Below are 24,456 nucleotides of genomic sequence, written 5' to 3' on the forward strand. Positions count from 1 at the left end.
ATAAAAAAAGAGGGGAACGCAATTGCAGCGGGGAATTTTCTGACATTTCCCGCCCACATAATTTAGGGAGTTTTCTGACTCATCATCTGATTGATGATTTCTCCAGCGAGACCCTATAGTCCAAATGTCGCTCGTAAGAGCGGCTTGGGTTTGGCGACCCATGACAAATGGTAAGAAGGCCCTCAATCAAGCGGAGTTTGAAATGAATAGATACATGGCTCTTACCAGCAATGCCGACGATCAACCCCTCTTCGTCGATACCTGCGCGCCTTTGCACATCCTGCTCGACACGGCGGGCTATAGAATTCGCGCGGTTACCCAGCTTTTAGAGAACCTCGCCATGCGAGGGGACATTCCGAGCGACTCAGTGGTCCTTCAGGACTTTGCACAGCTGTGCTGCATTCCCTTGAGGGATGGTTGCGACGTGCTCGACGTCATCGCCCGGCGCTTGGATGCAGAGCCGGCCTAGCATTGAAGGGCCTCTACAAAGTGGTGCTGATCAGTTAATCGACGCAGCCCCTGTGGCGAGGGGATTTAGCGAAACGTCGCACCGCCCCGCTGGGCTGCGAAGCAGCCCTAACAGCCAGACACCCGGGTGTGTGGTTGATTGAGTTGAGGCTGGGATCGCTCGTAGCACAACGCCCTCCCCTTCCTGGTTACCCAGACTCGATTAATCAGACCTCGGAGGCTCCGATGGCCACTATAAAAAAAGTCGACAAAAGGCCCAAAAAAGTCGCTCCCGACGAGCTGACACTCCTTGATGTTCGGCAAGCTGCACGTGATGGTCAGAAGGTGTTCGATAAATTTGTAATCACTGGCAAACTCCCAATCAACTAGTGATGAATACCCCATCAGTCAACCTGCTCGAACCGCACTAAACCAAACGCCAGAAACGAAAAAGCCCCTGAAATGTTCAATCATTTCAGGGGCTTAGTCGTATTCAATAATGGCGGAGAGATAGGGATTTGAACCCTAGGTACTGTCGCCAGTACAACGGATTTCGAATCCGTCCCGTTCGGCCACTCCGGCATCTCTCCAGTGGCGCGCATCATACCAGCACATTCGCCGGAAGCGAACCCCCGAGCGAAATTTTTTCCGTGCTATCAGATGCTTGCGTCGATTACAGCGGCACACCCAGACGCTGGGCGACTTCTTCGTAGGCTTCGATGACGTCACCGAGACCCTGGCGGAAGCGGTCCTTGTCCATCTTCTTCTTGGTGTCCTTGTCCCACAGGCGGCAGCCGTCCGGGCTGAACTCGTCGCCCAGGACGATGGAGCCGTCGCTGAACACACCGAATTCAAGCTTGAAGTCCACCAGCAGCAGGCCGGCGTCGTCGAACAGCTTGGTCAGCACTTCGTTGACCTTGAGGGACAATTCCTTCATGCGGGCCAGTTGCTCGGCGGTGCCCCAACCGAATGCCACGACGTGGGATTCGTTGATGAACGGGTCGCCCTTGGCGTCGTCCTTCAGGAACAGCTCGAAGGTGTAGGGGTTGAGCTTCATGCCCTCTTCCACGCCCAGGCGCTTGACCAGGCTGCCGGCGGCGTAGTTACGCACGACGCATTCGACCGGGATCATGTCCAGCTTCTTGACCAGGCATTCGTTGTCGCCCAGCAGCTTGTCGAACTGGGTCGGCACGCCGGCGGCTTCGAGTTTCTGCATGATGAAGGCGTTGAACTTGTTGTTCACCATGCCCTTGCGGTCCAGCTGTTCGATGCGCTTGCCGTCGAACGCCGAGGTGTCGTTGCGAAACAGCAGGATCAAGCGGTCAGCGTCGTCGGTCTTGTAAACCGACTTGGCTTTGCCGCGGTAGAGTTCTTCACGTTTTTCCATGATGGGCTCCGCTTGCTAAGTAGTGGGCTAGGCGATATGTCGCCAGTCGAGCCCTGAATCTTGATCGGCCAGTTGCAGCCAGTCCGGGTCGCACCCGAGGGTGTCGACAAAACATTGCCGGGCCAGCTGCGGCAGGTTGTTCTTGCTGCTCAGATGGGCCAGGACCAGGTGTTGCAGGCCTTGCCAGCCCAACTCGGCCACCAGGAACGCTGCCTGGTGGTTGTTCAAATGTCCGTGCTCCCCGCCTACCCGCTGCTTGAGGAAGTACGGGTAGTAACCACGCGCCAACATGTCGCGGCAGTGGTTGGACTCGATCATCAACGCATCGAGGTCCCGGTAACTGTCCATCACCCTGTCGCAATAAGACCCCAGGTCGGTCAGCAGCCCAAAGCGCCGCTCGCCGTCGCTGAACACATATTGCGTCGGCTCCCGGGCATCGTGCGCCACGCTGACCACGCTGATATCTAGGCAACCGATGCGCAGTTGCTCGCCACCGACCACGAACCCGGCCGGCTCGATGGGTTTGCGCAGGCCTTCCAGTGTTCCGCGGCTCAGGTACACCGGCAGATTGTAGCGCCGAGACAGCAAACCCACGCCATGCACGTGGTCGGCATGTTCGTGGGTCACGAGTATCGCGCTCAGTTGCGCCGGGTGCACACCCAGGCGCAACAGGCGCTTCTCGGTTTCCCGCAGGGAGAAACCACAATCGACCAACACGTACGTGCCGGCGCTGGCTATCAGCGTGCCGTTCCCTTGGCTACCGCTGCCGAGAACGGCAAAACGCATCGGATCAGCCCAGGTTGTCCTGAATCACGCCCAACACCTTGCGGGCCACATCGGCCGGCGCCACGGTGTTGATGTTCTTCTCGACGGTGACCTGGACGTTGTCGCCGACCTTGCTCAGGCGAACCTGGTAACGCTCGGCGCGGGCTTCGATTTCTTCCTTGTCCGGCTTGCTGCCGAACAGGCCACTGAAGAAGCCAGGCTTCTCGTCTTTCTTCTCGGCCTTTTCAGCGAGGTTGATGTAGTACAGGCCCAGGCTGCGGTTGATGTCTTCAACGCGCCACTCACCCTGCTCCAGCGCACGACCAACGCTCGACCAGGCACGGTCCAGGTCAGAGCCGACGTTGAGCACCGGGTTGCCGCTGCCGTCTTCGCTCAGGCTGACGCGACTCGGCGCATCGAACTCCTTGGACGCCAGCATCGAGACCGAACCACCCTGCTCCGCGTTACGACTCATGCTGGCAAGCATGTCGTCCACCAGCGCAGCGTCGAGGCCGGTATTGACCGAACGGTTGGTGAAGGCCACGTCGGCGGTGCTGCCGGCAGGACGCTCGGCGCTGACCACGTAGACTTCACTGGTGTTGCGCTGCACGCCCGGCTCGATACGCACCCGCACGCGGGTTTCGCTGTCGGCCGCGACACCGGCGGCGCTCATGCGCTTGGCCATGGCGGCAGACAGTTCATCGGAGCGCTGCCAGGTGGTGGTGAATTCGCCGGTTTGCGGGCGCTGTTCGTCCAGGCGGAAACCGTTGTCCTGGAAGAACTGGATCGCCACAGGCCAGACTTCGGCCGGTGGATGCTGGCCCATGACCCAGCTGGAGTCGCCACTCTTCTGCAGGGTGTAGTCGCTGGCATCGGCCACGGCCGACAGCGGCTGTGGACGTGGGACGATGTATTCGCCCTTGACGCTGTCGTCGGCTACGTTGCGCGGGATCGGCAGCAGCGGATCCAGGCGCTTGGCAACGCTGACGTCTTGCGGCAGTTGCATCGGTGCAGTCTGTTGCGCCTGCAGGTAATCGCTACCACGGTCGCGGAAGTAACCTTCCGGCCCCCAGATCCATCCACAGCCGCTGGTGCTGGAGATAATCAAGGCAAGTGCGGAAAGTCCGGCCATTCGCTTCATGCGTTGTACTTCCTCAATTAAACCAGGACGCCGGACTGGCGCATGGCCTGCCGCAGCGGTTCTTGACAGGGGGTGCTCAGCCAGGTCAGTGGCAGGCGGATGCCTTCGTGCATCAGGCCCATTTCGACCAAGGCCCACTTCACCGGAATCGGGTTGGCCTCGATGAACAGGTCCTTGTGCAACGGCATCAGTTTTTCGTTGATGGCCCGTGCAGTCTCGGCGTCGCCCTTGAGCGCGGCCTCGCACAGGTCGGCCATTTCGCGCGGAGCAACGTTGGCAGTGACGGAGATGTTGCCCTTGCCGCCCATCAGGATCAGCTCGACTGCGGTCGGATCATCGCCGGACAGCACGATGAAGTCCTTGCTCACGCCATCGAGGATGGCCTTGGCGCGCTTCATGTCGCCGGTGGCTTCCTTGATACCGATGATGTTCGGCACAGTGGACAGGCGGATCACGGTCTCGGCCAGCATGTCGCAGGAGGTACGACCGGGAACGTTATAGAGGATCTGCGGGATGTCGACGGCTTCGGCAATGTGCTTGAAGTGCTGGTACAAGCCTTCCTGGGTCGGCCTGTTGTAGTACGGGACGACCAGCAGGCAGGCGTCGGCACCGGCTTCCTTGGCGTTGCGGGTCAGCTCGACGGCTTCGCGAGTCGAGTTGGCGCCAGTACCGGCGATGACGGGGATGCGACCGTTGACCTGCTTGACCACGGCACGGATGACTTCGATGTGCTCATTGACGTCGAGGGTTGCCGACTCGCCGGTGGTACCGACAGCGACAATGGCATGGGTGCCGTTCTCAAGGTGGAAGTCCACGAGTTTGCTGAGGCTGGCCCAGTCAAGATGCCCTTGTGCATCCATGGGTGTGACCAGTGCCACCATACTGCCCGCAATCATGAAACCGCTCCTGCCGGAAAAAGAGAGCGGTAATGGTACTGGCGCCAAGATGCTTGTACAAGCGAACTACCATTCCCCTTGGCGATGGTTTTCGCTACCCTTCAGGCTTTGATCGGTACCGACAAGCTCATACGCCGGTTTCCAGCCTCCGTTTTCGACGCCACAAGCCCCGATCCCGGGTTTGTCCTGGTGCATTCCTGCTTTCGTGGAATGCAGCGCAACCCCGGGCACAAGGCTTGAGCCGTTCGTTTTTCCGGGCCTGGCGCTGTGTCGAGCGGCAAAGGTACCGACCGCTCATCGCTTTAGGAATGCTGCATGTCCACCCCCACAGTCCGCGAACAATTCCTTGTTATCAGTGCCCTTGGCGCCAACCCCATGGAGCTGACTAACGTCCTGTGCCGCGCCAGCCATGAAAATCGCTGCGCCGTCGTGACCTCACGCCTGACCCGTCATGGCGAATGCAGTGCGCTCGTGCTCGAGATCTCCGGCAGTTGGGACGCCCTGGCTCGACTGGAAGGCAGCCTGCCGGTGCTGGCCAAGAAACATGCCTTCACCGTCAATGTGGTACGAAGCGCCGCGCTGGAGAACCGTCCCCAGGCCCTGCCCTACGTGGCCTACGTGAGCTCGGCCTACCGTCCGGACATCATCAACGAGCTGTGCCAGTTCTTCATGGACCATCACGTCGAGCTGGAAAACCTGACCTGCGACACCTACCAGGCCCCACAGACCGGCGGCACCATGCTCAATGCCACGTTCACCGTGACCCTGCCGGCCGGCACCCAGATCAGTTGGCTGCGCGATCAGTTCCTGGATTTCGCCGATGCGATGAACCTCGATGCCTTGATCGAACCGTGGCGCCCACAAAACCCAATGTAAGGAAACGTTCATGGCCGTTGCCGTCGACCAGCCGGTTACCGATTTCCAGGCACCCGCCACCAGCGGGCAGACCGTCAGCCTCGCCGCCCTCAAGGGCAAGCAGGTGGTGATCTACTTCTACCCCAAGGACAGCACCCCGGGCTGCACCACTGAAGGCCGGGGTTTTCGGGACCAGTATGCGCAGTTCCAGGCTGCCAACACCGAAGTGTTCGGCATCTCCCGGGACAGCCTCAAGTCCCACGAGAACTTCAAGTGCAAGCAGGAGTTCCCGTTCGAGCTGATCAGTGACAAGGACGAGGCCGTCTGCCAGCTGTTCGACGTGATCAAGCTGAAAAAACTCTACGGCAAGGAATACCTGGGCGTTGATCGCAGCACCTTCCTGATCGACAAGAACGGTGTGCTGCGCCAGGAATGGCGTGGCGTGAAGGTGCCGGGGCATGTGGATGCGGTGCTGGCGGCGGCTCAGGCACTCAACAACGCCTGAAGTTTTCGCTGCCTGTACTGGCCCCTTCGCGAGCAAGCTCGCTCCCACAGGATTGATTAACACCACCAATCCAGAGTGGGAGCGAGCTTGCTCGCGATGGCGCCATCAGCCTCACCGACTCATGCAGATTGGCCGCTATAGCAACGGCGCCACCACCGGCTCCTTGCTCGGCCACGCATCCAGCACCGCCTTGAACAGCGTCGCCAGGGGAATCGCGAAGAACACCCCCCAGAACCCCCACAGCCCGCCAAACAGCAGCACCGCACAGATGATCGCCACCGGATGCAGGTTCACCGCCTCGGAGAACAACAGGGGGACCAGCACGTTGCCGTCCAGCGTCTGGATAATCCCGTAGACCGCCATCAGGTAGATGAACTGATCGCTCCAGCCCCACTGGAACAGCGCAATCAAGGCCACCGGCACGGTCACCACCACGGTACCGACATAAGGCACTACCACTGAGATGCCCACCAGCAGCGCCAGCAAGGCGGCGTAATTGAGCCCCATGGTCACGAAGCCGATATAGGTCACGCCGCCACAGATAAAAATCTCGATGACTTTGCCACGAATGTAGTTGGCGATCTGTCGATTCATCTCCTGGGCCACTCGGGTAATCAGCGTCCGCTCACGCGGCAGGTAGCCACGGACCCAACGCCCGATCATTTCCCGGTCCTTGAGGAAGAAGAACACCAGGATCGGCACCAGCACCAGGTAGATCATGATGTTCACCAGCAGCGGTAGGCTGGACAGCGAGAATGTCAGTGCCCACTGGCCGAACTTGCCGATCTGGCCGCGCACGACTTCAATGGCTTGCAACACCTGCTCGTCGGACACCAGGTGCGGATAACGCTCGGGCAACAGCAACAGCACGGACTGCCATTTGGCAAGCATCCCCGGCAACTCGTTGAAGAGCGTCACCAACTGGTGCCAGAGCAGCGGCACGATCACGATGATGAACACCAATAACAAGCCCATGAACAGGGCGAACACCAAGCCCACCGCCACCGCACCCGGCAACCGCAAGCGCTCCAGGGTCGTGACCAACCCTTGCATCAGGTACGCCAGCACCATCCCCGCCAGCACCGGCGCCAGCATGCCGCCCAGGGTGAGCACGGCGGTAAAGGCCAGGAATAACAGCACTGCCAGCACCACAGCTTCTTCATCGGAGAAGTAGCGCTGGATCCAGTCGCGTAACACTTTGAACATTAAAAATCCTTAAGAGACGCTGTCGGTTTCAGGCCTTTTTCAGCCAGTAACGGTAGACGCCGTTATCGTCTTCTTCACGCAGCAGCGTATGACCGGCCAATCGGGCGAAGGTGCGGAAATCACGCTGGGAGCCCGCATCCGTGGCGATCACCTTGAGCACACTGCCACTGGCCAGGCGATTGAGCTCCAACTTGGCCTTGAGCAACGGCAACGGACAGTTCAGGCCGCTGGCGTCCAGTTCGGCATCGTGGGCTACAGCATCAGTCATGGGTTCACTCCGCGGCAGATCGTTGAGCGGCCTAGAATATCTGGTCCCGCGCCCGGTGTCCGGCTACAGTAAGGTCTTTGTCGACTAAGGCTCCGTGCATGACATTTCTGCGCCCCACCCTGCTGACGCTCGCTTGCCTGCTTGCCTCACCGGGCTTCGCCGACGACCTGCCGTCACTTGGCGACGCCAGTTCTGCCATCGTCTCGCCAGAACAGGAGCACCAACTGGGCCGCGCCTGGCTGGCCCTGCTGCGCAGCCAGGTTTCACAGCTCAACGACCCACAGCTCAAGGACTACGTCGAATCCAGCGTCTATAAACTGGTGGAAACCAGCCAGGTCAATGACCGGCGCCTGGAATTCATCCTGATCAACAGCCCGCAGCTCAATGCCTTCGCCGCACCGGGTGGAATCGTCGGGGTCAACGGCGGCCTGTTCCTCAATGCACAGACCGAAGGCGAATACGCCTCGGTCATGGCCCACGAACTGGCGCACTTGTCACAACGCCACTTCGCCCGCGGCGTCGAAGCCCAGCAGCGCATGCAAGTGCCCATGATGGCCGCGCTGCTGGCCGGCATCGTGATTGCCGCCGCCGGTGGCGGGGACGCCGGGATCGCGGCCATCGCCGGGACCCAGGCCGCCGCCATCCAGGAACAACGACGTTTCTCGCGCCAGAACGAACAGGAAGCCGACCGCATTGGCATCCAGAACCTGGAGAAGGCTGGCTACGACCCGCGGTCCATGCCGACCATGTTCGAGCGCCTGATGCGCCAGTACCGGTTCGACGCCAAGCCTCCAGAATTCCTGCTGACTCACCCGGTGACCGAATCCCGGATCGCCGACACCCGCAACCGCGCCGAACAGGCCAAGCCGGGGGGCATCGAGGACAGCGTGCGCTATCAACTGATTCGCGCGCGGGTCCAGTTGATCTATGAAGAAACCCCGGGCCTGGGCGCCAAGCGTTTCCGGGCGCAGCTGGATGAGAACCCGAAGAACGACGTGGCGCGCTATGGCCTGGCGATCGCGCAGATCAAGGGCGGCCAGTTGAATGAAGCACGGGAGAATCTCAAGCCGCTGCTGGCCAAATCGCCCAACGAGATCATCTACAACCTCGCCCAGGTGGATCTGGACATCACCAGCAACAAACTGGCCGACGCTCAATCACGCGTCGACCGGATGCTGAGCCAATACCCGGGCAACTACCCGCTCAACCAGGTACGCGTCGACCTGCTGTTCAAGCAGAACCGCGCCGCCGATGCCGAGAAGGCCTTGGAGAACCTGCTCAAGACCCGCCCGGACGATCCGGACGTCTGGTACATGGTGGCCGAGACCCGCGGGCTGTCGGGCAATATCATCGGCCTGCATCAGGCTCGTGCCGAGTACTTCGCACTGGTGGGCGACTACCGTCAGGCCATTCAGCAACTGGACTTCGCCAAGCGGCGCGCCGGCACCAATTTCCCCTTGTCGTCACGCATCGATGCCCGGCAGCGGGAACTCATGGAGCAGGAACGCATGGTCAAGGACATGATGGGCTGAGCATTTGCCAGGCAATAAAAAACCGCCTCTATCGAGGCGGTTTTTTATTGAGCCACTAACCGGTTATTCGGCCAGTTTGAAGGTGATGAAGCTTGCACGTCCCTGGCGCAGGACCCGCATCGAGACCGAACGATTCTTCGGCAACGCCTTGGCGATGTCGGTGAATTCCTTGGCGGAACCGATGGCCTGGTTGTTCAGGTGCGTGATGATGTCGCCCGGCTGAAGGCCGATCAGGGCGGCAGGACCCTCCTGGACCTCCTTGATCACCACACCGCCCTGCAGCTCCAGGGTGCGCTTCTGCTCTTCGGTCAGCTCGGCCACCGCCACGCCTAGACGGTTGCTGCTGCGCTCGACGCCAGACTTGGGCAGCGAATCCAACTCCTTGCCTTCTTCAGGAATGGCGCCGACGGTCAATTCGACGTTCTTGCGCTTGCCTTCACGAATCACTTCCAGATTGGCCTTGGCACCGGCCTTGAGGGCACCCACCAAGTGCGGCAGGTCGGCGGACATGACGATCGGCTGACCATTCATGCTCAGGATCACGTCACCCACTTGCAGGCCGCCCTTGGCAGCCGGGCCACCTTCCTGGATCTGCGCCACCAGCGCACCGGCGGGTTTTTCCAGCCCGAACGACTCGGCCAGGTCCTTGTTCACTTCCTGGATGACCACGCCCAACCAGCCACGGCTGACCTTGCCTTCGCTTTTCAGTTGGTTGGACACGTCCATGGCAACGTCGATCGGAATCGCGAAGGACACGCCCATGAAACCGCCCGAACGGGTATAGATCTGGGAGTTGATGCCGACGACTTCACCCGCGAGGTTGAACAGCGGGCCGCCGGAGTTACCCGGGTTGATCGGCACGTCGGTCTGGATGAACGGCACGTAGTTTTCGTTCGGCAGGCTGCGGCCGATGGCACTGACAATACCCTGGGTCACGGTGTGATCGAAGCCGAACGGCGAACCGATGGCCACGACCCATTGACCGGCTTTCAGGTCTTGGGATTTGCCCAGCTTGAGCACGGGCAGATCCTTGCCTTCGATTTTCAACAGCGCCACGTCAGAACGTGGATCGGTGCCAATCAGCTTGGCCTTGAGCTCGCTGCGATCGGCCAGGCGCACCAGGATTTCGTCGGCATCGGCGATCACATGGTTGTTGGTCAGGATGTAGCCGTCAGGCGAAATGATGAAACCCGACCCCAGGGATTGCGCTTCACGCTGGCGACCACCGCCGCCGGGCGAACGGGGTTGTTGCGGCATGCCGCGCTCGAAGAACTCACGCAGCATCGGCGGCAAACCTTCCAGGTCCGGCATCTGCTGGTCCGATACGCGGCGATCCGGCAGTTTCTGGGTCGTGCTGATGTTCACTACGGCGGGCGAAGCCTGCTCGACCAATTGCGTAAAGTCGGGCAACTCGACCGCCACGGCAGGAACGGCCTGGCCGAGCACAAGCACGGTGGCTAGGATGGAGAGATAGGTTTTCAAGCGTGGTATCGACATACGGCTCCCGTTACGACGAGCATGGTTAAGCGATATGGAGCAAGGAATACCAGGAAAAGATACGCTGGTATTTTTGTTCCGGAAACAGACAAGGCCAGGGCCGAGCGGCTCTGACCTATAGAAAAAAAACTGAGCTTTTGCAAATGAAAATACTGACAGGAAGTTTCGGCATTTCGATCAAGCCTTGGCATCATCAGCCTCTCGCGCAATCGAACCCCCCATGCAGCCAGCAGGCTATTGAGTCGCCGTGACGTCGGAGCGCATGGAAAGCGCAATCCGTTCCGCCGTACCGATCGGAATCTCACCGACCACTGTGACCATCATTTCGCCCTGGGGCGTCGTGAGCCTGCGGGATACGGCAGCCGTCGGACCTAGCTGAGTACGGGTATCGGTGGCGTTGGCCCCGTTCAACGGTTCCAGGAACACCGAGAAGCGCGCCAGGCCATCGTCGTACATCAGGCTGTTGACTTGGACCTGAGTGTCGGGGTCCTTGCGCACGGCACTGCTGGTCAGCTCGAAGCCAGGCGGAAGCCAGTCCGAGTGCCAGGCGGCTTTCACCGCGACGACCTTGGCGGAATCCTGCGTGACAGCCTTGCATTCGGCACTGGCTTGCAGATCACCGTCTGTCGGCGCGGCGACGTTCAAGCGGGTGAACTGGAAACGTTCAAGCAACTGGCCCTTGTCATTGAGCAACAGGGACTTGAGCGGCAGTCCAGTCTCTTTGTCCAGATGCAGCTCGAAGCCATAGCGATGCTGGTCCTTGGGCGTCAACGCCACGATGACCGCTTGTCGCCCGGCCACGCGCGACTTGCCAATGACGGCCAGGTCATACCAATTCTTGAGTTTTTGCGAATCGAGCCTACGTGAGGTGCCGTCAGGCGTATTGCCCAGCCCCGCGATCAAGGAGCCGCTGACGCATTGAGTATGCCCATCAATGCGCAGGACTTCCTGTGCCGAGCCGTCGAGCTGGAGTAACCGCTCGCGGACTTTGCCATCCTGGACGCGATGCCAGATGTTATGGGTAGAAAAACTACCGTTGCGCTCGTAAACGAAAGTGCCCTGGAAGCTCTGCTGTTGCTCGGCTTGACTCAGGCGGTTCAACCAGTCCTGAGCCTCATCGGCATGGGCTGGAATTGCACACCAGCCACCAAGCAGAAGCGTGAATAGAGGTATGGCGCGCAATGGTTTTCCTTATTAACGGTTTTCCAGGCTAGCTGCACGGGCGTAAGGCAGCGCGCTTTCAGTACCTTTCAGGGCCGCTTGCTGAGCATGCTGACGCAGGTAGTTGGGCAGACGCTGATCATGCCAGCCAGGTTGGCCTTGCAGAACACCGTTGACCATCGGGCCTGCGGCTTCCGAACCTTCGCTGTAACCGGCCAATACCGCTGGGCCCTTGACCTGTGGAGCAGCCAAGCCTGGCTGGTTGGATTGCTGCGCCATTTGCACGCCGGCAATCTCATCCTGGTTGTACAGGCGAACACCGGCCAGTACGGCCACGGTGACCGAAGCGGCTACCGCCAGGCGACCCAGGCTACGCCATGGTCCGCGAGAAGCTTTTGCCGGCACGGCTTCGTCAGCCAATGCAGCGGAAACGGCCGCAGCGATGTCCAGGCGTGGAAGCAACAAGTCCTTGTGCATCACAGCCCGGGCGATCTGGTAACGAGCCCAGGTCTCACGGGTTTCAACATCGTCGAAGGCATTCAATACCCGACGCAATTCCAGTTCGTCCGCTTCGTTATCCATCACTGCGGACAGCGATTCCTGCAGGGCTTCACGACTCATGGCGTTCCTCTCTTGGCTGTCGCCGCTGTCACTAGTTTTCCTGCAACAAAGGTTGCAGGGCTTTATCAATGGCCTCCCGAGCGCGGAAGATCCGGGAGCGCACGGTGCCTACAGGACATTGCATGACGCTCGCAATGTCTTCGTAACTCAGACCGTCGAACTCACGTAAAGTTAAAGCCGTACGCAAATCTTCGGGCAATTGCTGGATGGTTCGATGGACAGTGCCTTCAATCTCATCCCGCAGCAACGCACGTTCCGGTGATTCGAGATCCTTGAGGCCATGATCGCCATCATAGAACTCGGCATCCTCAGAACTTACATCGCTATCCGGCGGCCGGCGGCCGCGTGAAACCAGATAGTTTTTCGCCGTGTTGATGGCGATGCGGTAAAGCCACGTATAAAACGCGCTGTCCCCGCGAAAATTACCAAGCGCGCGGTAGGCCTTGATGAAGGCTTCCTGAGCGACATCCTGCGCCTCATGGGTGTCGTGCACGAAACGCACGATCAACCCGAGAATTTTGTGCTGGTATTTAAGCACTAGCAGATCGAAAGCTCGCTTGTCGCCGCGTTGGACGCGCTCGACCAGCTGCTGATCCTCTTCCTGGGTTAGCATGAACACTCCTCGATAAGCTCGAAGGAGGCTTGCATTACTAATTGACCGGGCTTGCAAACATAGACTCGGGCTTTTCGCAAAAGTTCTCCCCCTTCCAAGCAAGTTTCCGGCGCGCTCTGATCTCGGCACGCACGAAAAACGCAGCAGGAGATTCCCCGGCTGCGCGAATAATCTGTCACCGGGCCTGACGGCAGAGACTCCAATCGAAATCCTGCACCCACCCGACGCTGCTCCCTTTTGCAGACAACCGTCTATTGAACGTAGGCGCTTGGCAAAAGTTCCCACTATTTATAGCGCTGCACACTGAATATCAGGCAACTGTGACGAGATAAACAGCGTTCTGTCCTCGAAACGGCGGCCTAATCGACGTTGTACCAAAACCGGCGATCCGACGAAGCGTGTCGCTTTTCTGTCACGCTGGTTTCACATTGCCATGAAGGCCCGGCTATTGTGCCGATCCCCCCCTCTATATACTAGTGGGCTGCGTGGCTGCCTGACCCGTTGAAGCGGTGTCTTGCGCCAACCCCGACCCGGGTCGCCTTGAGCGGAAACCATTCGAATGAGCCAACAGTTTCAACACGATGTTCTGGTAATCGGCAGCGGAGCCGCCGGATTGAGCCTTGCACTGACCTTGCCTGGGCATTTGCGCATTGCAGTACTGAGCAAGGGTGACCTGGCCAACGGTTCGACTTTCTGGGCCCAGGGCGGCGTCGCAGCCGTGCTGGACGATACCGACACCATTGAATCCCATGTCGACGACACCCTCAATGCCGGCGGTGGCCTTTGCAACCCGCAAGCGGTGCGTTTCACCGTGGAACACAGCCGGGAAGCCATCCAGTGGCTGATCGACCAGGGTGTGCCGTTTACCCGTGACGAACAATCGGGCACCGAAGACGGCGGTTTCGAGTTCCACCTGACGCGCGAAGGCGGTCACAGCCATCGGCGCATCATCCATGCGGCCGACGCCACCGGTGCCGCGATCTTCAAGACCCTGCTCGCCCAGGCACGACTGCGGCCGAACATCGAATTGCTCGAACAGCGCGTCGCGGTCGACCTGATCACCGAAAAACGCCTGGGCCTGGACGGCGATCGCTGCCTCGGTGCCTACGTGCTCAATCGCGGCACCGGTGAAGTCGACACCTACGGCGCGCGCTTCGTCATCCTGGCGTCCGGTGGTGCAGCGAAAGTCTATCTGTATACCAGCAACCCCGACGGCGCCTGCGGCGATGGCATCGCCATGGCCTGGCGTTCGGGTTGCCGGGTGGCGAACCTGGAGTTCAACCAGTTCCACCCCACCTGCCTCTATCACCCGCTGGCCAAGAGTTTCCTGATCACCGAAGCCCTGCGTGGCGAAGGGGCGCACCTGAAGCTGCCCAACGGCGAACGCTTCATGCAGCGCTTCGATCCGCGCGCCGAACTGGCCCCGCGCGACATCGTCGCCCGAGCCATCGACCATGAAATGAAGCGCCTGGGCATCGATTGCGTCTACCTGGACATCAGCCACAAGCCCGAAGCATTCATCAAGAGCCACTTCCCGACGGTGTACGAACGCTGCCTGGAGTTTTCCATCGACATCACCAAGCAGCCGATCCCGGTGGTGCCGGCGGCGCATTACACCTGCGGTGGCGTGATGGTCGACCAACAGGGCCGCACCGACGTGCCTGGCCTGTATGCCATCGGCGAAACCAGCTTCACCGGCCTGCACGGCGCCAATCGCATGGCCAGCAACTCGCTACTGGAATGTTTCGTCTACGCTCGCTCGGCGGCGGCGGACATCCTGGCGCAATTGCCGCAGATTGCCGTGCCAGCCGCCCTGCCCTCGTGGGACGCCAGCCAGGTCACCGATTCGGACGAAGACGTGATCATCGCGCACAACTGGGACGAACTGCGGCGATTCATGTGGGACTACGTGGGCATCGTGCGCACCAACAAGCGCCTGCAACGGGCACAACATCGGGTGCGCTTGCTGCTGGATGAAATCGACGAGTTCTACAGCAACTACAAAGTCAGCCGCGACCTGATCGAGCTGCGCAACCTGGCCCAGGTGGCCGAACTGATGATTCGCTCGGCCATGGAGCGCAAGGAAAGCCGGGGACTGCATTACACGCTGGACTACCCGGACCTGCTGCCCGAGGCACTGGACACTATCCTGGTGCCGCCCACCTACGCCGACTGAACCTGAGCCGCACCCGCAGGCGCCGATGAATATCCGGCGCCAGCGCGTCGCGCGGCACGCACAGCGAGCGGACCCGCCGTTCACCCTGCACGCGAAAACGCAGCACGATGATCATCGGCAGCGCCAGGCTATCGGGGCGCAGCTGCACAGCGCGCCACCCATCGGCCCGGCTCCAGAGTTGCCAGCCAGCGTCATTGCAACGCAACCCGCAGAAAGCCCGGCGATGGTTCAGCACTACATATCGAGGGATCACCCAGGCGCCATGGGCCAGGCACAATACAACGCCAAGCGCCACGACCCAGGAGGGGGCGGACAACAGGAACAACGACCCCAGGGCGAACACCTGGGCCAGCAGATAGGCCGCCAGCAGTTGCCCGGAGGCCTGCCAGCGGCATTCGAAGCGATTACTTGGGCTGGACACGGTCCAGGATCATCCGGACCATGCGCTGCAACTCAGGGTCTTCGGATTCGCTGCGCTCCATGAACCAGCCGAACATGTCCTGATCCTCGCATTCGAGCAGGCGGACATAGCACGCGCGGTCGACTTCATTGAGATGGGGATAAACCTCTCTGACGAAGGGCACCAGCAACACGTCCAGCTCAAGCATGCCGCGGCGGCTGTGCCAGTAGAGGCGATTCAGTTCAACATCTTCGACCATGGAGCGCTCCTCAAATAGAGCGCAAGTATACAGGCCCCGCCGCCGCGGAACAGACAGCTTTGGTCGGGCACCATCGATCCTTTGTGAACTACCCATTTCAAGGGCGCCCCCTTATGATGTCTACCAGACCTTTTATCCTGCGATGACCCATGGCTGATTCCGCTTTTTTCTGCACCCTGTCCCACGAAGGCGTCCTCGCGGTCCGCGGCGTGGATGCCGGCAAATTCCTGCAAGGCCAATTGACCTGCAACCTCGACTACCTGAGCGACAGCCGGGCCAGCCTCGGCGCCCGCTGCACCCAGAAAGGCCGGATGCAATCGAGCTTCCGCATCCTGCTCGAAGGCGACGGCGTGTTGATGGCCATGGCCGCCGACCTGCTCGAGCCGCAGCTGGCCGACCTGAAAAAATATGCCGTGTTCTCCAAATCCAAGCTCACCGACGAAAGCGCGGCCTGGGTTCGCTTCGGCCTGGACAACGCCGACAAGGCGCTGGCTGGCCTGGGCCTCGAACTGCCGAGCGACACCGACAGCGTGGCTCGCCATGAAGGCTTGATTGCCATCCGTGTATCTCCCGGTCGCGCCGAACTGTGGGCGCCCGCCGAACAGGCCCAGACACTGCGAACCCGCCTGGGCGCAGCATTGGCCGAGGCGGACCTGAACCCCTGGCTGCTGGGCCAGGTCCGCGCCGGAATCGGCCAGGTCATGCCGGCCACCCGCGAACTGTTCATCCCACAGATGCTCAACCTGCAAGCCGTCGGCGGCGTCAGTTTCAAGAAAGGCTGCTACACCGGCCAGGAAATCGTCGCCCGCATGCAGTACCTGGGCAAGCTCAAGCGACGCCTCTATCGCCTGCAGCTGGACGCCAGCGAACTGCCGGAGCCGGGCACAGCGCTGTTCTGCCCCACGCATGGCAGTTCCATCGGCGAAGTGGTGATTGCCGCCCGCGCCGAGGGAAACATTGAACTGCTGGCGGTCTTGCAGGCCGAAGCAGCAGAAGACGACAATTTGCACCTCGGTACCTTGGAAGGCCCACGCCTGCAACTGTTGGACCTGCCTTACGAACTGGACCGCGACCGCGAAATCCAGCGCTGATCGCAGCATTTGCCGCAATACCCTAGAGAACCGAAATGAGCGATTTGGCGGATAAGGTCCAACGGGATTTGGTGCAGGCCATCGATAACGATGACCTGGTTCTGCCAACATTACCGGAAGTGGCCCTGCAGATTCGCCGGGCCGCCGAAGACCCGGAAATCAGCGTCAGCAACCTGAGCAAAGTGATCGGCCGCGATACGGCCCTCTCGGCACGCCTGATAAAAGTGGTCAACAGCCCGTTGCTGCGCGCCACCCAGGAAGTCACCGACTTGCACACGGCCATCACCCGGCTGGGCGTCAACTACAGCAGCAACCTGGCGATCGGCCTGGTCATGGAGCAGATTTTCCACGCCCGCTCCGAGGTGGTGGAACTGAAGATGCGCGAAGTCTGGCGCAAGAGCCTGGAGATCGCCGGCGTCAGCTATGCGCTGTGTCGCGGTTACACCCAACTCAAGCCCGACCAGGCCGCACTGGGTGGGCTGGTGCACCAGATTGGCGTGCTGCCGATCCTGACGTATGCACAAGACAATAATGAATTGCTGTCGGACCCTGTCAGCCTCAACCATGTCATCGAAACGATTCACCCGGTGCTGGGGGACAAGTTGCTCAGTGTCTGGGAGTTTCCGGAGCGTCTGGTGAAGCTGCCGGGGTTGTACCTGGATTTCACCCGGGACTCCAAGCAAATCGATTATGTCGACCTGGTGCAGGTCGCGGCGCTGTATTGCTACAAGGACACCGACCATCCCCTGAGCAAGATCGACGTGTTCGGGGTTCCCGCCTTCAAAAAACTGGGCATCGACCCGGAGAACAAGGCCCGGTGTGCAGATATCGAAGAAGCGCGGTCGATGTTCTATTAGGAACACCTGAAGCCATGAAGGCCTCTCTGGTCATGCTCTTTTGTGGTCAGGAGACGCTTTTGTGGCGAGGGAGCTTGCTCCCGCTGGGGTGCGAAGCAGCCCTAAGCTTTTGCGGCCGCTGCGCGACCGAGCGGGAGCAAGCTCCCTCGCCACAGGGTTTTGCATTGCCAGGTTTACCCTGGGATAAAACTCACCCGCACCTTCAACCCGCGCTCCTGCCCGTCGTGCAAGGTGATCTGCGCCAGGTGCGCACGGCAGATTTCGCCGACGATCGCCAATCCCAGCCCTGAACCGGCCACTTGCTGGTTGCGTCGATAGAACCGCTCGAACACCCGGTCCCGCTCGTGCAGCGGAATGCCGGGGCCATCGTCCTCGACCTCCAGCACGGCCGGCGCACAAACCCGCAGGATTACATTGCCGCCCGATGGGGTATGGGCCAAGGCGTTGTCCACCAGGTTGCTCAACAGCTCGTTCAACAAGGTCGGCTCGCCCCGCAGCCATACCGGCTCGTCGGCTTCCAGGGCCAGTGCCACCCCTCGGGCATGGGCCAGCGGGGCCATGGCCATGCCCAACTCACGGGCCAGCTGACTGAGATCAAGCAGTTGCGCGCCGCCCTCGGCAATGGCCCGGGCGCCGTTTTCCACACGCGCCAAGGACAGCAGTTGGTTAGCCAGGTGGGTAAGCCGGTCAGTGCCCTGGGCCGCAGTTTCCAGGGTTTCACGCCAGGTCGCCGGTTCACTGGCACGCAAGCCCAGTTCAAGACGCGCCTTGAGCGCGGCCAAGGGCGTGCGCAGCTCATGGGCGGCATCGGCGATGAACTGCGCCTGACGCTCGAATTGCCCGCGCAGACGCTCGGTGAAATGGTTGAGGGCCCGCACCAGCGGCCATAATTCGTGCTGCACTTCCACCAGCGGCAACGGCCGCAGATCGTCCGGCTGGCGCTCCTCCACCGCCGTGCGCAAGCGCTCCAGCGGGCGCAACGCCGCGCTGACCGCAAACCACACCAACAGCAGCGCGCCCACGGCCAGCATGCCCAGGCGCAACAGCGTGTCGGCCATCAACCCGCGGGCCATGCTGACCCGCGCCTCTTCAGTCTCCGCCACGCGAATTTCCGCCATGCCATTCATGTTCGGCTCGCTCACGGCCTTGAGCAGGCTCACCACCCGCACGTTCTGCCCCTGATAGCGAGCGTTGTAAAAACGCGCCAGGGCTGGGTAATCGTCCGTGCGCGGCGTGCCGGGCGGCGGGCCGGGAAGGTTTTCGTAACCGGAAATCAGCTTCTTGTTGATGTCATTGACCTGGTAATAAATGCGTCCGGCGCTGTCGTAGGCGAACGTATCCAGGGCCACGTAGGGCACATCTGCGCTGAGGCTGCCGTCACGCGCCGAAAGCCCCGCGGCGATGGTCCGGGCCGAGGCCAGCAGGGTCCGATCGTAGGCGGTATCGGCAGCCTCGCGACCGTTCCAATAGGCGCTCAAACCGCTGGCAAGCATCAACACCACCAGCAGCAGTGCGAGGTTGCGAAGCAACCGCCAGCGCAGGCTGTCGGGCTTATGCATTGCGATTTTCCAGCAGGTAGCCCAGGCCGCGGAACGTCACGATCGCCACCGCATGACCATCGAGTTTCTTGCGCAAGCGATGGACGTAGATTTCGATGGCGTCGGGGCTGGCCTCTTCGTCCAGGCCAAACACCTGGGCCGCCAGTTGCTCCTTGCTCATCACCCGCCCCGGACGGGCAATCAACGCCTCCAGCACGGCTTGTTCGCGGGACGTCAGGGTCAACAATTCATCGTCAAGGGTGAAGCGGCGGGTGTCCAGGTCATAGACCAGCCCGCCACAGCGCTGCTGGCGTTCGCCGCCCAGCACGCTGCGGCGCAACAGTGCCTTGACCCGGGCCTCCAGTTCAGTGAGTTCGAATGGCTTGGCCAGGTAATCGTCAGCGCCGAGGTTCAGGCCATGAACGCGGTCCTTGACGTCGCTGCGAGCGGTCAGCATCAGGACCGGCAAGGTCTTGCCGCGGGCCCGCAGACGCGCCAGCACCTCGAAACCGTCCATGCGCGGCAGCCCGACATCGAGGACCGCCACGGCGTATTCCTCGCTGCTCAAGGCCAGGTCGGCCGCGACGCCGTCGTGCAGCACGTCCACGGTCAAACCGGTGCTCTTGAGCGCCTGGGCAACGCTTTCGGCGAGCTGCAGATGGTCTTCGACGAGCAGGACACGCATGGGTTATTCCTCGGTTCAGGGATGGCCGACGCCATTCTTTGGCGCGGAGTTTACAGCCGCATCCGCCACTGTGAAGCCAAAAAACACGCTGAAAGCTTTTGAAAGGTTAGCGAAAGGTTGGGCCGTTAGAGTCCCTTTACGGATAGTTTCGACTGACCGCCGCGACGCCGATCGCGAATCGAAAAATGCCACGAAGCGTTTTCGTCCTAAATAAGAAGAATAAAAGCGGAGTATTCACCATGCTGTCCATGCAGCTCCAGGCCCCAGCGCCTGCTCGCCCTTCTCGCTTCAACCAGACCGCCCTGGGCGGTGTCGCCCTGTATTCAATCCCGGTAACGACCTGCGCACCCCATCAGCGATGACCTGTGCGGAATCCGTCAACGACACATTTTCACCACACATAACAACAATCCTGTGGAGACAACAATGAACCTATCACTGCGTAAAGTAGCCCTGGCCGCCGGATGCCTGATGTTCGCCGGGCAGTTGCTCGCCGCCGACCCAGCCAAAGAACCCAAGCGCCCCGAATGCATCGCCCCGGCCGCACCGGGCGGCGGTTTCGACCTGACATGCAAACTGGCGCAAAGCGCACTGGTCAACCAGAAGCTGCTGACCAAACCCATGCGGGTGACCTACATGCCCGGCGGTGTCGGCGCGGTGGCCTACAACGCCGTGGTCGCCCAGCGTCCGGCCGACGCCGGTACGCTGGTGGCCTGGTCCAGCGGTTCGCTGTTGAACCTGGCGCAAGGCAAGTTCGGTCGTTTCGACGAAAACGCCGTGCGCTGGTTGGCGGCCGTGGGTACCAGCTACGGCGCCATCGCGGTGAAAAGCGATTCGCCCTACAAGAACCTCGACGACCTGGTGCAGGCCCTGAAGAAAGATCCAGGCTCGGTGGTGATCGGCTCCGGCGGCACCGTCGGCAGCCAGGACTGGATGCAAACTGCCCTGATCGCCAAGGCCGCCGGAATCGACCCGCGCAAACTGCGCTACGTAGCCCTTGAAGGCGGCGGTGAAATCGCCACCGCCCTGCTCGGCGGTCATATCCAGGTCGGCAGTACCGACATCTCCGACTCCATGCCGCACATCCTGAGCGGCGACATGCGCCTGTTGGCGGTGTTCTCCGATAAACGCCTGGACGAGCCGGAAATGAAAGACATCCCGACCGCTCGTGAGCAAGGCTACGACATCCTCTGGCCGGTGGTCCGCGGCTTCTACCTCGGGCCAAAGGTCAGCGACGAAGACTACGCCTGGTGGAAAGACGCTTTCGACAAACTGCTGGCTTCCGAAGAGTTCGCCAAGCTGCGCGACCAGCGCGAGCTGTTCCCGTTTGCCATGACCGGCCCGGAACTGGATGCCTATGTGAAGAAACAAGTGGCTGATTACAAGGTGCTGGCCAAAGAGTTCGGCCTGATCCAGTAACCGTCTCTGTTCTCGCGGCGGCGCTGGCACTGTCGGCGCCGCCCAGGAGTTAGTCATGCTCACCATCCAACGTATTTTTGCCGCGGTGCTGCTGCTGGTCTGTATCGGCCTGGCGCTGATGGCTTGGCCCTATCAAGCGGCCTTTTCCTACGAACCGGTCGGCCCCCGCGCCTTTCCCTTGTTGATGATCGGGCTGATGGGGCTGGCATTGCTGTACATGCTGTTTCGCCCTACGCCCATCGTGCACAGCGACGAGGACCCGCACCTGGACCGCGAAACCCTGCAGAAAATCGGTATCTGCGTGGTGCTGCTGCTGGTCTTCGCCGGGACCTTCGAACCCCTGGGCTTCATCCTCGCCAGCATCCTGATCGGCGTGCCGATGGCGCGCCTTTACGGCGGTCGCTGGGTGCCGAGCGCGGTGATCATCAGCCTGATGGCCATCGGTCTTTATCTGTTGTTCGACAAGCTGATGGACGTGCCGCTGCCCCTGGGCCTGCTCGACGTCCTGGAGAATTGATATGGATACCCTGAATTATCTCGGCCAGGGTTTTGGCGTTGCACTGACCCCCTACAACCTCGTCACAGCCCTGACCGGCACCCTGATCGGCACCGTGGTCGGCCTGCTGCCGGGCCTGGGCCCGATCAACGGCGTGGCGCTGCTGATCCCGATTGCCTTTGCCCTGGGGCTGCCGCCGGAATCGGCGCTGATCCTGCTGGCGGCGGTGTACCTGGGTTGCGAATACGGCGGACGTATCAGCTCGATCCTGCTCAACATCCCAGGTGAAGCCTCCACCGTGATGACCACCCTCGACGGCTATCCGATGGCCCGCCAGGGCTTGGCCGGCGTAGCGTTGTCGCTGTCGGCGTGGAGTTCGTTCATCGGCGCGTTCATCGCCACCTGCGGCATGGTGTTGTTCGCGCCCTTGCTGGCCAAATGGGCGATTGCCTTCGGGCCGGCGGAATATTTCGTGCTGATGGTGTTCGCCATTGTCTGCCTCGGCGGCATGGCCGGCGACCGGCCGCTCAAGACGTTCATCGCGGCGCTGATCGGCCTGTTCCTGTCCTGCGTCGGGATCGATGCCAACAGCGGCGTGTACCGCTTCACCGGTGACAACATCCACCTGACCGACGGCATCCAGTTCGTCGTGCTGGTGCTGGGCCTGTTCTCCATCAGCGAAATCCTGTTGCTGCTGGAAAAAACCCATCGCGGCCAGGAAGCGGTAAAAGCCACCGGGCGGATGATGTTCAACTTCAAGGAAGCGGCGTCGGTCTTCACCGTGAACCTGCGCTGCGGCGTGCTCGGTTTCATCATGGGCGTGCTGCCGGGTGCTGGCGCGACCCTGGCCAGTGCCGTGGCCTACATGACCGAGAAGCGTATCGCCGGTGCCAGTGGCACGTTCGGCCAGGGTGACAAGCGCGGCCTCGCCGCCCCGGAAACCGCCATCGGCGGCGCGGCCTGCGGTGCGTTGGTGCCGATGCTGACCCTCGGCGTTCCCGGCTCGGGCACCACCGCGGTGATGATCGGCGCGCTGTCGCTGTACAACATCACCCCTGGCCCCCTGCTGTTCCAGCAACAGCCGGACATCGTCTGGGGCCTGATCGCGTCGTTGTTCGTCGCCAACATCATGTTGGTGATCCTCAACATTCCGATGATCCGCGTCTTCACCCGCATCCTGGCCGTGCCGAACTGGGCATTGGTACCGGTCATCGCGATCATCACCGGCATCGGTGTCTATGCGGTGCATGCCACCACGTTCGACCTGTTCCTGATGATCGGCATCGGCATCTTCGGCTACATCCTGCGCAAGTTGGATTTCCCGCTGTCGCCGGTGCTGCTGGGCTTCATCCTCGGTGGCCTGATGGAGCAGAACCTGCGCCGCGCGCTGTCGATTTCCAACGGTGCGCTGGAGATCCTCTGGTCGAGCCCGATCACCTTCGGCTGCTGGGTGCTGACGGCGATCATGCTGTTCATGCCGTTGCTGCGGATCTGGCGTCGCCGCGCCGCACAACGTCGCGCCCTGGCCAATGTCTGAGGCGATATTCAGACAATGGTGGGGAACACCGCTGGTCGGTCTGGCCGGCGGTTACCTGGCCAGCCTGATCGGCTGGCCTTTGCCCTGGATGGTCGGCTCGTTGCTGGCGATCATCCTGGTGCGCTGTCTTACGCCGTGGCAACTGATGGAAATCCCCGGCGGCCGTAAATGCGGCCAATGGGTGGTGGGTATCGGTATCGGCCTGCACTTCACTCCGGTGGTGATGGAGCAGGTCCTGAGCCACTTCGGCCTGATCTTCTTCGGCGCGCTGATCACCAGCGTGTCCAGCGTGGTGAGTGTCTGGCTGATGCGTCGCACCGGCGAGGACCGCGCCACGGCGTTTTTCTCGAGCATGCCGGGCGGTTCCGGCGAAATGGTCAACCTCGGCGCCCGCAACGGCGCGGACCTCAGTCGTGTTGCGGCGGGCCAGAGCCTGCGGGTGCTGGTGGTGGTGCTGTGCGTGCCGGCGGCCTTCAAGTACTTGTTGGGCGAAGGCGCACCGGTGCAACACGCCACGACCGTGGACTGGCTGTGGCTGGCGCTGCTGTTCCCGGCGGGCGCCCTGCTCGCCTGGGTCTGGGAGCGCTTGCGCCAACCCAATCCCTGGTTGTTCGGACCGTTGCTGGTCAGTGCGGCGGTGAGCGTCGGTTGGGACCTGCACATCGGCCTGCCCAACGGCGCCAGCCAGGTCGGCCAGTGGTTGATCGGCAGCGGATTGGGTTGTCATTTCAACCGACAGTTCTTTCGCCGGGCGCCATCGTTCATGGGCCGCACGCTGGTGGGTACGGTGTTGACGATGCTGATCGCCACCCTGGCGGCGTTGGGCCTGAGCACCTTGACCCACCTGGACCTGCGTTCACTGACCCTCGGCATGATGCCCGGCGGCATCGCGGAAATGAGCCTGACGGCCGAGACGTTGCAACTGTCGGTGCCCTTGGTGACGGCGTTGCAGGTGATGCGGTTGCTGTTCGTGCTGTTTCTGGCGGAGCCATTGTTCAGGTATTGGATGCGCAAGCCGGGTTCGGACTTGTAGACCGAGTTGCCCCCATCGCGAGCAAGCTCGCTCCCACAGGGGATTTGTGTTGCCCTAGAACCCTGTGGGAG

At 61.3% G+C, this 24,456-nt stretch carries 25 protein-coding genes and 1 tRNA gene; 11 read left to right on the forward strand and 15 right to left on the reverse strand.

From position 1 onward, the window contains the following. Positions 1-202 precede the first annotated feature (202 nt). Positions 203-469: a hypothetical protein gene (locus LQ215_RS25230; RefSeq protein ID WP_053162077.1), complete on the forward strand. Its 267-nt coding sequence runs from the start codon at positions 203-205 to the stop codon at positions 467-469. A 478-nt stretch (positions 470-947) separates the two neighbouring features. On the opposite strand, the gene LQ215_RS25235 is transcribed toward LQ215_RS25230, so the two are convergent. From LQ215_RS25235 to dapA, 5 genes are all read right to left on the reverse strand, one after another. Next, positions 948-1,037: transfer RNA gene (locus LQ215_RS25235), tRNA-Ser, on the reverse strand. 83 nt (positions 1,038-1,120) lie between these two features. After that, positions 1,121-1,834 (reverse strand): phosphoribosylaminoimidazolesuccinocarboxamide synthase, encoded by a 714-nt coding sequence (gene purC, locus LQ215_RS25240; protein ID WP_025212375.1) that lies wholly within the window; start codon positions 1,832-1,834, stop codon positions 1,121-1,123. A gap of 27 nt (positions 1,835-1,861) precedes the next feature. Next, the gene (locus tag LQ215_RS25245) at positions 1,862-2,620 is read right to left on the reverse strand and encodes an MBL fold metallo-hydrolase (RefSeq protein ID WP_230153089.1); all 759 of its coding nucleotides are present in this window, start codon (positions 2,618-2,620) and stop codon (positions 1,862-1,864) included. A 4-nt stretch (positions 2,621-2,624) separates the two neighbouring features. Beyond that, the gene (bamC, locus tag LQ215_RS25250) at positions 2,625-3,740 is read right to left on the reverse strand and encodes an outer membrane protein assembly factor BamC (RefSeq protein ID WP_092148600.1); all 1,116 of its coding nucleotides are present in this window, start codon (positions 3,738-3,740) and stop codon (positions 2,625-2,627) included. A 17-nt stretch (positions 3,741-3,757) separates the two neighbouring features. Continuing rightward, complete coding sequence (gene dapA, locus LQ215_RS25255) at positions 3,758-4,636, reverse strand: 4-hydroxy-tetrahydrodipicolinate synthase (protein WP_003198806.1); 879 nt, start codon at positions 4,634-4,636, stop codon at positions 3,758-3,760. A 315-nt stretch (positions 4,637-4,951) separates the two neighbouring features. Here dapA and LQ215_RS25260 point away from each other — a divergent pair, with 315 nt between their 5' ends. Beyond that, the gene (locus tag LQ215_RS25260) at positions 4,952-5,512 is read left to right on the forward strand and encodes a glycine cleavage system protein R (protein ID WP_003184325.1); all 561 of its coding nucleotides are present in this window, start codon (positions 4,952-4,954) and stop codon (positions 5,510-5,512) included. Between the two features lie 10 nt (positions 5,513-5,522). After that, positions 5,523-5,996, forward strand: coding sequence for a peroxiredoxin (locus tag LQ215_RS25265; protein WP_230153090.1), 474 nt, complete (start codon positions 5,523-5,525; stop codon positions 5,994-5,996). Between the two features lie 135 nt (positions 5,997-6,131). Here LQ215_RS25265 and LQ215_RS25270 read toward each other — a convergent pair whose 3' ends face one another. Next, positions 6,132-7,202 carry an AI-2E family transporter gene (locus LQ215_RS25270; protein WP_230153092.1) on the reverse strand — a complete coding sequence of 357 codons (1,071 nt, stop codon included), beginning with the start codon at positions 7,200-7,202 and terminating at the stop codon, positions 6,132-6,134. Positions 7,203-7,230: 28 nt separating this feature from the next. Continuing rightward, positions 7,231-7,470, reverse strand: a complete 240-nt coding sequence (locus tag LQ215_RS25275) for a sulfurtransferase TusA family protein (RefSeq protein WP_014337032.1) — start codon at positions 7,468-7,470, stop codon at positions 7,231-7,233. Between the two features lie 98 nt (positions 7,471-7,568). On the opposite strand from LQ215_RS25275, the gene LQ215_RS25280 reads away from it, so the two are divergent. After that, the gene (locus LQ215_RS25280; RefSeq protein ID WP_230153093.1) at positions 7,569-9,002 is read left to right on the forward strand and encodes a M48 family metalloprotease; all 1,434 of its coding nucleotides are present in this window, start codon (positions 7,569-7,571) and stop codon (positions 9,000-9,002) included. 63 nt (positions 9,003-9,065) lie between these two features. On the opposite strand, the gene LQ215_RS25285 is transcribed toward LQ215_RS25280, so the two are convergent. The 4 genes from LQ215_RS25285 to rpoE all read right to left on the reverse strand — a co-directional run bounded on the left by LQ215_RS25285 (position 9,066) and on the right by rpoE (position 12,894). Continuing rightward, a complete protein-coding gene (locus tag LQ215_RS25285; protein WP_230153094.1) occupies positions 9,066-10,499 on the reverse strand; it encodes a DegQ family serine endoprotease in 1,434 nt (477 codons plus the stop codon). Positions 10,500-10,733: 234 nt separating this feature from the next. Then, complete coding sequence (locus LQ215_RS25290; protein WP_230153095.1) at positions 10,734-11,681, reverse strand: MucB/RseB C-terminal domain-containing protein; 948 nt, start codon at positions 11,679-11,681, stop codon at positions 10,734-10,736. A 12-nt stretch (positions 11,682-11,693) separates the two neighbouring features. After that, on the reverse strand, positions 11,694-12,281 hold the full coding sequence (locus tag LQ215_RS25295) for a sigma-E factor negative regulatory protein (RefSeq protein WP_230153096.1): 588 nt from the start codon (positions 12,279-12,281) through the stop codon (positions 11,694-11,696). Between the two features lie 31 nt (positions 12,282-12,312). After that, positions 12,313-12,894: an RNA polymerase sigma factor RpoE gene (rpoE, locus tag LQ215_RS25300; protein WP_003172477.1), complete on the reverse strand. Its 582-nt coding sequence runs from the start codon at positions 12,892-12,894 to the stop codon at positions 12,313-12,315. 559 nt (positions 12,895-13,453) lie between these two features. Here rpoE and nadB point away from each other — a divergent pair. Further along, positions 13,454-15,070, forward strand: a complete 1,617-nt coding sequence (nadB, locus tag LQ215_RS25305; RefSeq protein ID WP_230153098.1) for an L-aspartate oxidase — start codon at positions 13,454-13,456, stop codon at positions 15,068-15,070. Here the strand turns inward: nadB and LQ215_RS25310 are convergent. After that, a complete protein-coding gene (locus LQ215_RS25310; RefSeq protein ID WP_230153099.1) occupies positions 15,039-15,491 on the reverse strand; it encodes a protein YgfX in 453 nt (150 codons plus the stop codon). The two genes, nadB and LQ215_RS25310, sit on opposite strands and share 32 nt — an antisense overlap. After that, positions 15,475-15,729: a succinate dehydrogenase assembly factor 2 gene (locus LQ215_RS25315; protein ID WP_230153101.1), complete on the reverse strand. Its 255-nt coding sequence runs from the start codon at positions 15,727-15,729 to the stop codon at positions 15,475-15,477. The genes LQ215_RS25310 and LQ215_RS25315 overlap by 17 nt, the downstream gene beginning before the upstream one ends. A gap of 149 nt (positions 15,730-15,878) precedes the next feature. On the opposite strand from LQ215_RS25315, the gene ygfZ reads away from it, so the two are divergent. Both ygfZ and LQ215_RS25325 read left to right on the forward strand, forming a co-directional pair. Continuing rightward, positions 15,879-16,820 carry a CAF17-like 4Fe-4S cluster assembly/insertion protein YgfZ gene (gene ygfZ / locus LQ215_RS25320; protein ID WP_230153103.1) on the forward strand — a complete coding sequence of 314 codons (942 nt, stop codon included), beginning with the start codon at positions 15,879-15,881 and terminating at the stop codon, positions 16,818-16,820. Between the two features lie 35 nt (positions 16,821-16,855). After that, positions 16,856-17,677, forward strand: a complete 822-nt coding sequence (locus LQ215_RS25325; protein ID WP_057449741.1) for an HDOD domain-containing protein — start codon at positions 16,856-16,858, stop codon at positions 17,675-17,677. Between the two features lie 173 nt (positions 17,678-17,850). Here the strand turns inward: LQ215_RS25325 and LQ215_RS25330 are convergent, their stop codons facing one another. Both LQ215_RS25330 and LQ215_RS25335 read right to left on the reverse strand, forming a co-directional pair. After that, the gene (locus LQ215_RS25330; protein WP_230153105.1) at positions 17,851-19,236 is read right to left on the reverse strand and encodes a sensor histidine kinase; all 1,386 of its coding nucleotides are present in this window, start codon (positions 19,234-19,236) and stop codon (positions 17,851-17,853) included. After that, positions 19,229-19,900 carry a response regulator gene (locus tag LQ215_RS25335; protein WP_003198779.1) on the reverse strand — a complete coding sequence of 224 codons (672 nt, stop codon included), beginning with the start codon at positions 19,898-19,900 and terminating at the stop codon, positions 19,229-19,231. The genes LQ215_RS25330 and LQ215_RS25335 overlap by 8 nt, the downstream gene beginning before the upstream one ends. Before the next feature lie 426 nt (positions 19,901-20,326). Between LQ215_RS25335 and LQ215_RS25340 the strand changes: the two genes are divergently transcribed. From LQ215_RS25340 to LQ215_RS25355, 4 genes are read left to right on the forward strand one after another with little or no spacing between them, the layout of a single operon-like run. After that, positions 20,327-21,319 carry a Bug family tripartite tricarboxylate transporter substrate binding protein gene (locus LQ215_RS25340; protein ID WP_436839597.1) on the forward strand — a complete coding sequence of 331 codons (993 nt, stop codon included), beginning with the start codon at positions 20,327-20,329 and terminating at the stop codon, positions 21,317-21,319. Between the two features lie 55 nt (positions 21,320-21,374). After that, positions 21,375-21,836, forward strand: a complete 462-nt coding sequence (locus tag LQ215_RS25345; protein ID WP_230153106.1) for a tripartite tricarboxylate transporter TctB family protein — start codon at positions 21,375-21,377, stop codon at positions 21,834-21,836. A 1-nt stretch (position 21,837) separates the two neighbouring features. Beyond that, positions 21,838-23,352 carry a tripartite tricarboxylate transporter permease gene (locus LQ215_RS25350; protein WP_230153107.1) on the forward strand — a complete coding sequence of 505 codons (1,515 nt, stop codon included), beginning with the start codon at positions 21,838-21,840 and terminating at the stop codon, positions 23,350-23,352. Next, on the forward strand, positions 23,345-24,385 hold the full coding sequence (locus LQ215_RS25355) for an AbrB family transcriptional regulator (protein ID WP_230153108.1): 1,041 nt from the start codon (positions 23,345-23,347) through the stop codon (positions 24,383-24,385). Before LQ215_RS25350 ends, LQ215_RS25355 begins: the two co-directional genes overlap by 8 nt. Positions 24,386-24,456: the final 71 nt, after the last annotated feature.

Source organism: Pseudomonas brassicacearum, assembly GCF_918698105.1.
GTDB lineage: Bacteria > Pseudomonadota > Gammaproteobacteria > Pseudomonadales > Pseudomonadaceae > Aquipseudomonas > Aquipseudomonas brassicacearum_F.

Excerpts from the sequence above, each read along its gene's own strand:
- LQ215_RS25230 (WP_053162077.1), top strand. The coding sequence starts at position 203 with ATGAATAGATACATGGCTCTTACCAGCAATGCCGACGATCAACCCCTC.
- purC (WP_025212375.1), bottom strand. The coding sequence starts at position 1,834 with ATGGAAAAACGTGAAGAACTCTACCGCGGCAAAGCCAAGTCGGTTTAC.
- LQ215_RS25245 (WP_230153089.1), bottom strand. The coding sequence starts at position 2,620 with ATGCGTTTTGCCGTTCTCGGCAGCGGTAGCCAAGGGAACGGCACGCTG.
- bamC (WP_092148600.1), bottom strand. The coding sequence starts at position 3,740 with ATGAAGCGAATGGCCGGACTTTCCGCACTTGCCTTGATTATCTCCAGC.
- dapA (WP_003198806.1), bottom strand. The coding sequence starts at position 4,636 with ATGATTGCGGGCAGTATGGTGGCACTGGTCACACCCATGGATGCACAA.
- LQ215_RS25260 (WP_003184325.1), top strand. The coding sequence starts at position 4,952 with ATGTCCACCCCCACAGTCCGCGAACAATTCCTTGTTATCAGTGCCCTT.
- LQ215_RS25265 (WP_230153090.1), top strand. The coding sequence starts at position 5,523 with ATGGCCGTTGCCGTCGACCAGCCGGTTACCGATTTCCAGGCACCCGCC.
- LQ215_RS25270 (WP_230153092.1), bottom strand. The coding sequence starts at position 7,202 with ATGTTCAAAGTGTTACGCGACTGGATCCAGCGCTACTTCTCCGATGAA.
- LQ215_RS25275 (WP_014337032.1), bottom strand. The coding sequence starts at position 7,470 with ATGACTGATGCTGTAGCCCACGATGCCGAACTGGACGCCAGCGGCCTG.
- LQ215_RS25280 (WP_230153093.1), top strand. The coding sequence starts at position 7,569 with ATGACATTTCTGCGCCCCACCCTGCTGACGCTCGCTTGCCTGCTTGCC.
- LQ215_RS25285 (WP_230153094.1), bottom strand. The coding sequence starts at position 10,499 with ATGTCGATACCACGCTTGAAAACCTATCTCTCCATCCTAGCCACCGTG.
- LQ215_RS25295 (WP_230153096.1), bottom strand. The coding sequence starts at position 12,281 with ATGAGTCGTGAAGCCCTGCAGGAATCGCTGTCCGCAGTGATGGATAAC.
- rpoE (WP_003172477.1), bottom strand. The coding sequence starts at position 12,894 with ATGCTAACCCAGGAAGAGGATCAGCAGCTGGTCGAGCGCGTCCAACGC.
- nadB (WP_230153098.1), top strand. The coding sequence starts at position 13,454 with ATGAGCCAACAGTTTCAACACGATGTTCTGGTAATCGGCAGCGGAGCC.
- LQ215_RS25315 (WP_230153101.1), bottom strand. The coding sequence starts at position 15,729 with ATGGTCGAAGATGTTGAACTGAATCGCCTCTACTGGCACAGCCGCCGC.
- ygfZ (WP_230153103.1), top strand. The coding sequence starts at position 15,879 with ATGGCTGATTCCGCTTTTTTCTGCACCCTGTCCCACGAAGGCGTCCTC.
- LQ215_RS25325 (WP_057449741.1), top strand. The coding sequence starts at position 16,856 with ATGAGCGATTTGGCGGATAAGGTCCAACGGGATTTGGTGCAGGCCATC.
- LQ215_RS25330 (WP_230153105.1), bottom strand. The coding sequence starts at position 19,236 with ATGCATAAGCCCGACAGCCTGCGCTGGCGGTTGCTTCGCAACCTCGCA.
- LQ215_RS25335 (WP_003198779.1), bottom strand. The coding sequence starts at position 19,900 with ATGCGTGTCCTGCTCGTCGAAGACCATCTGCAGCTCGCCGAAAGCGTT.
- LQ215_RS25340 (WP_436839597.1), top strand. The coding sequence starts at position 20,327 with ATGAACCTATCACTGCGTAAAGTAGCCCTGGCCGCCGGATGCCTGATG.
- LQ215_RS25345 (WP_230153106.1), top strand. The coding sequence starts at position 21,375 with ATGCTCACCATCCAACGTATTTTTGCCGCGGTGCTGCTGCTGGTCTGT.
- LQ215_RS25350 (WP_230153107.1), top strand. The coding sequence starts at position 21,838 with ATGGATACCCTGAATTATCTCGGCCAGGGTTTTGGCGTTGCACTGACC.
- LQ215_RS25355 (WP_230153108.1), top strand. The coding sequence starts at position 23,345 with ATGTCTGAGGCGATATTCAGACAATGGTGGGGAACACCGCTGGTCGGT.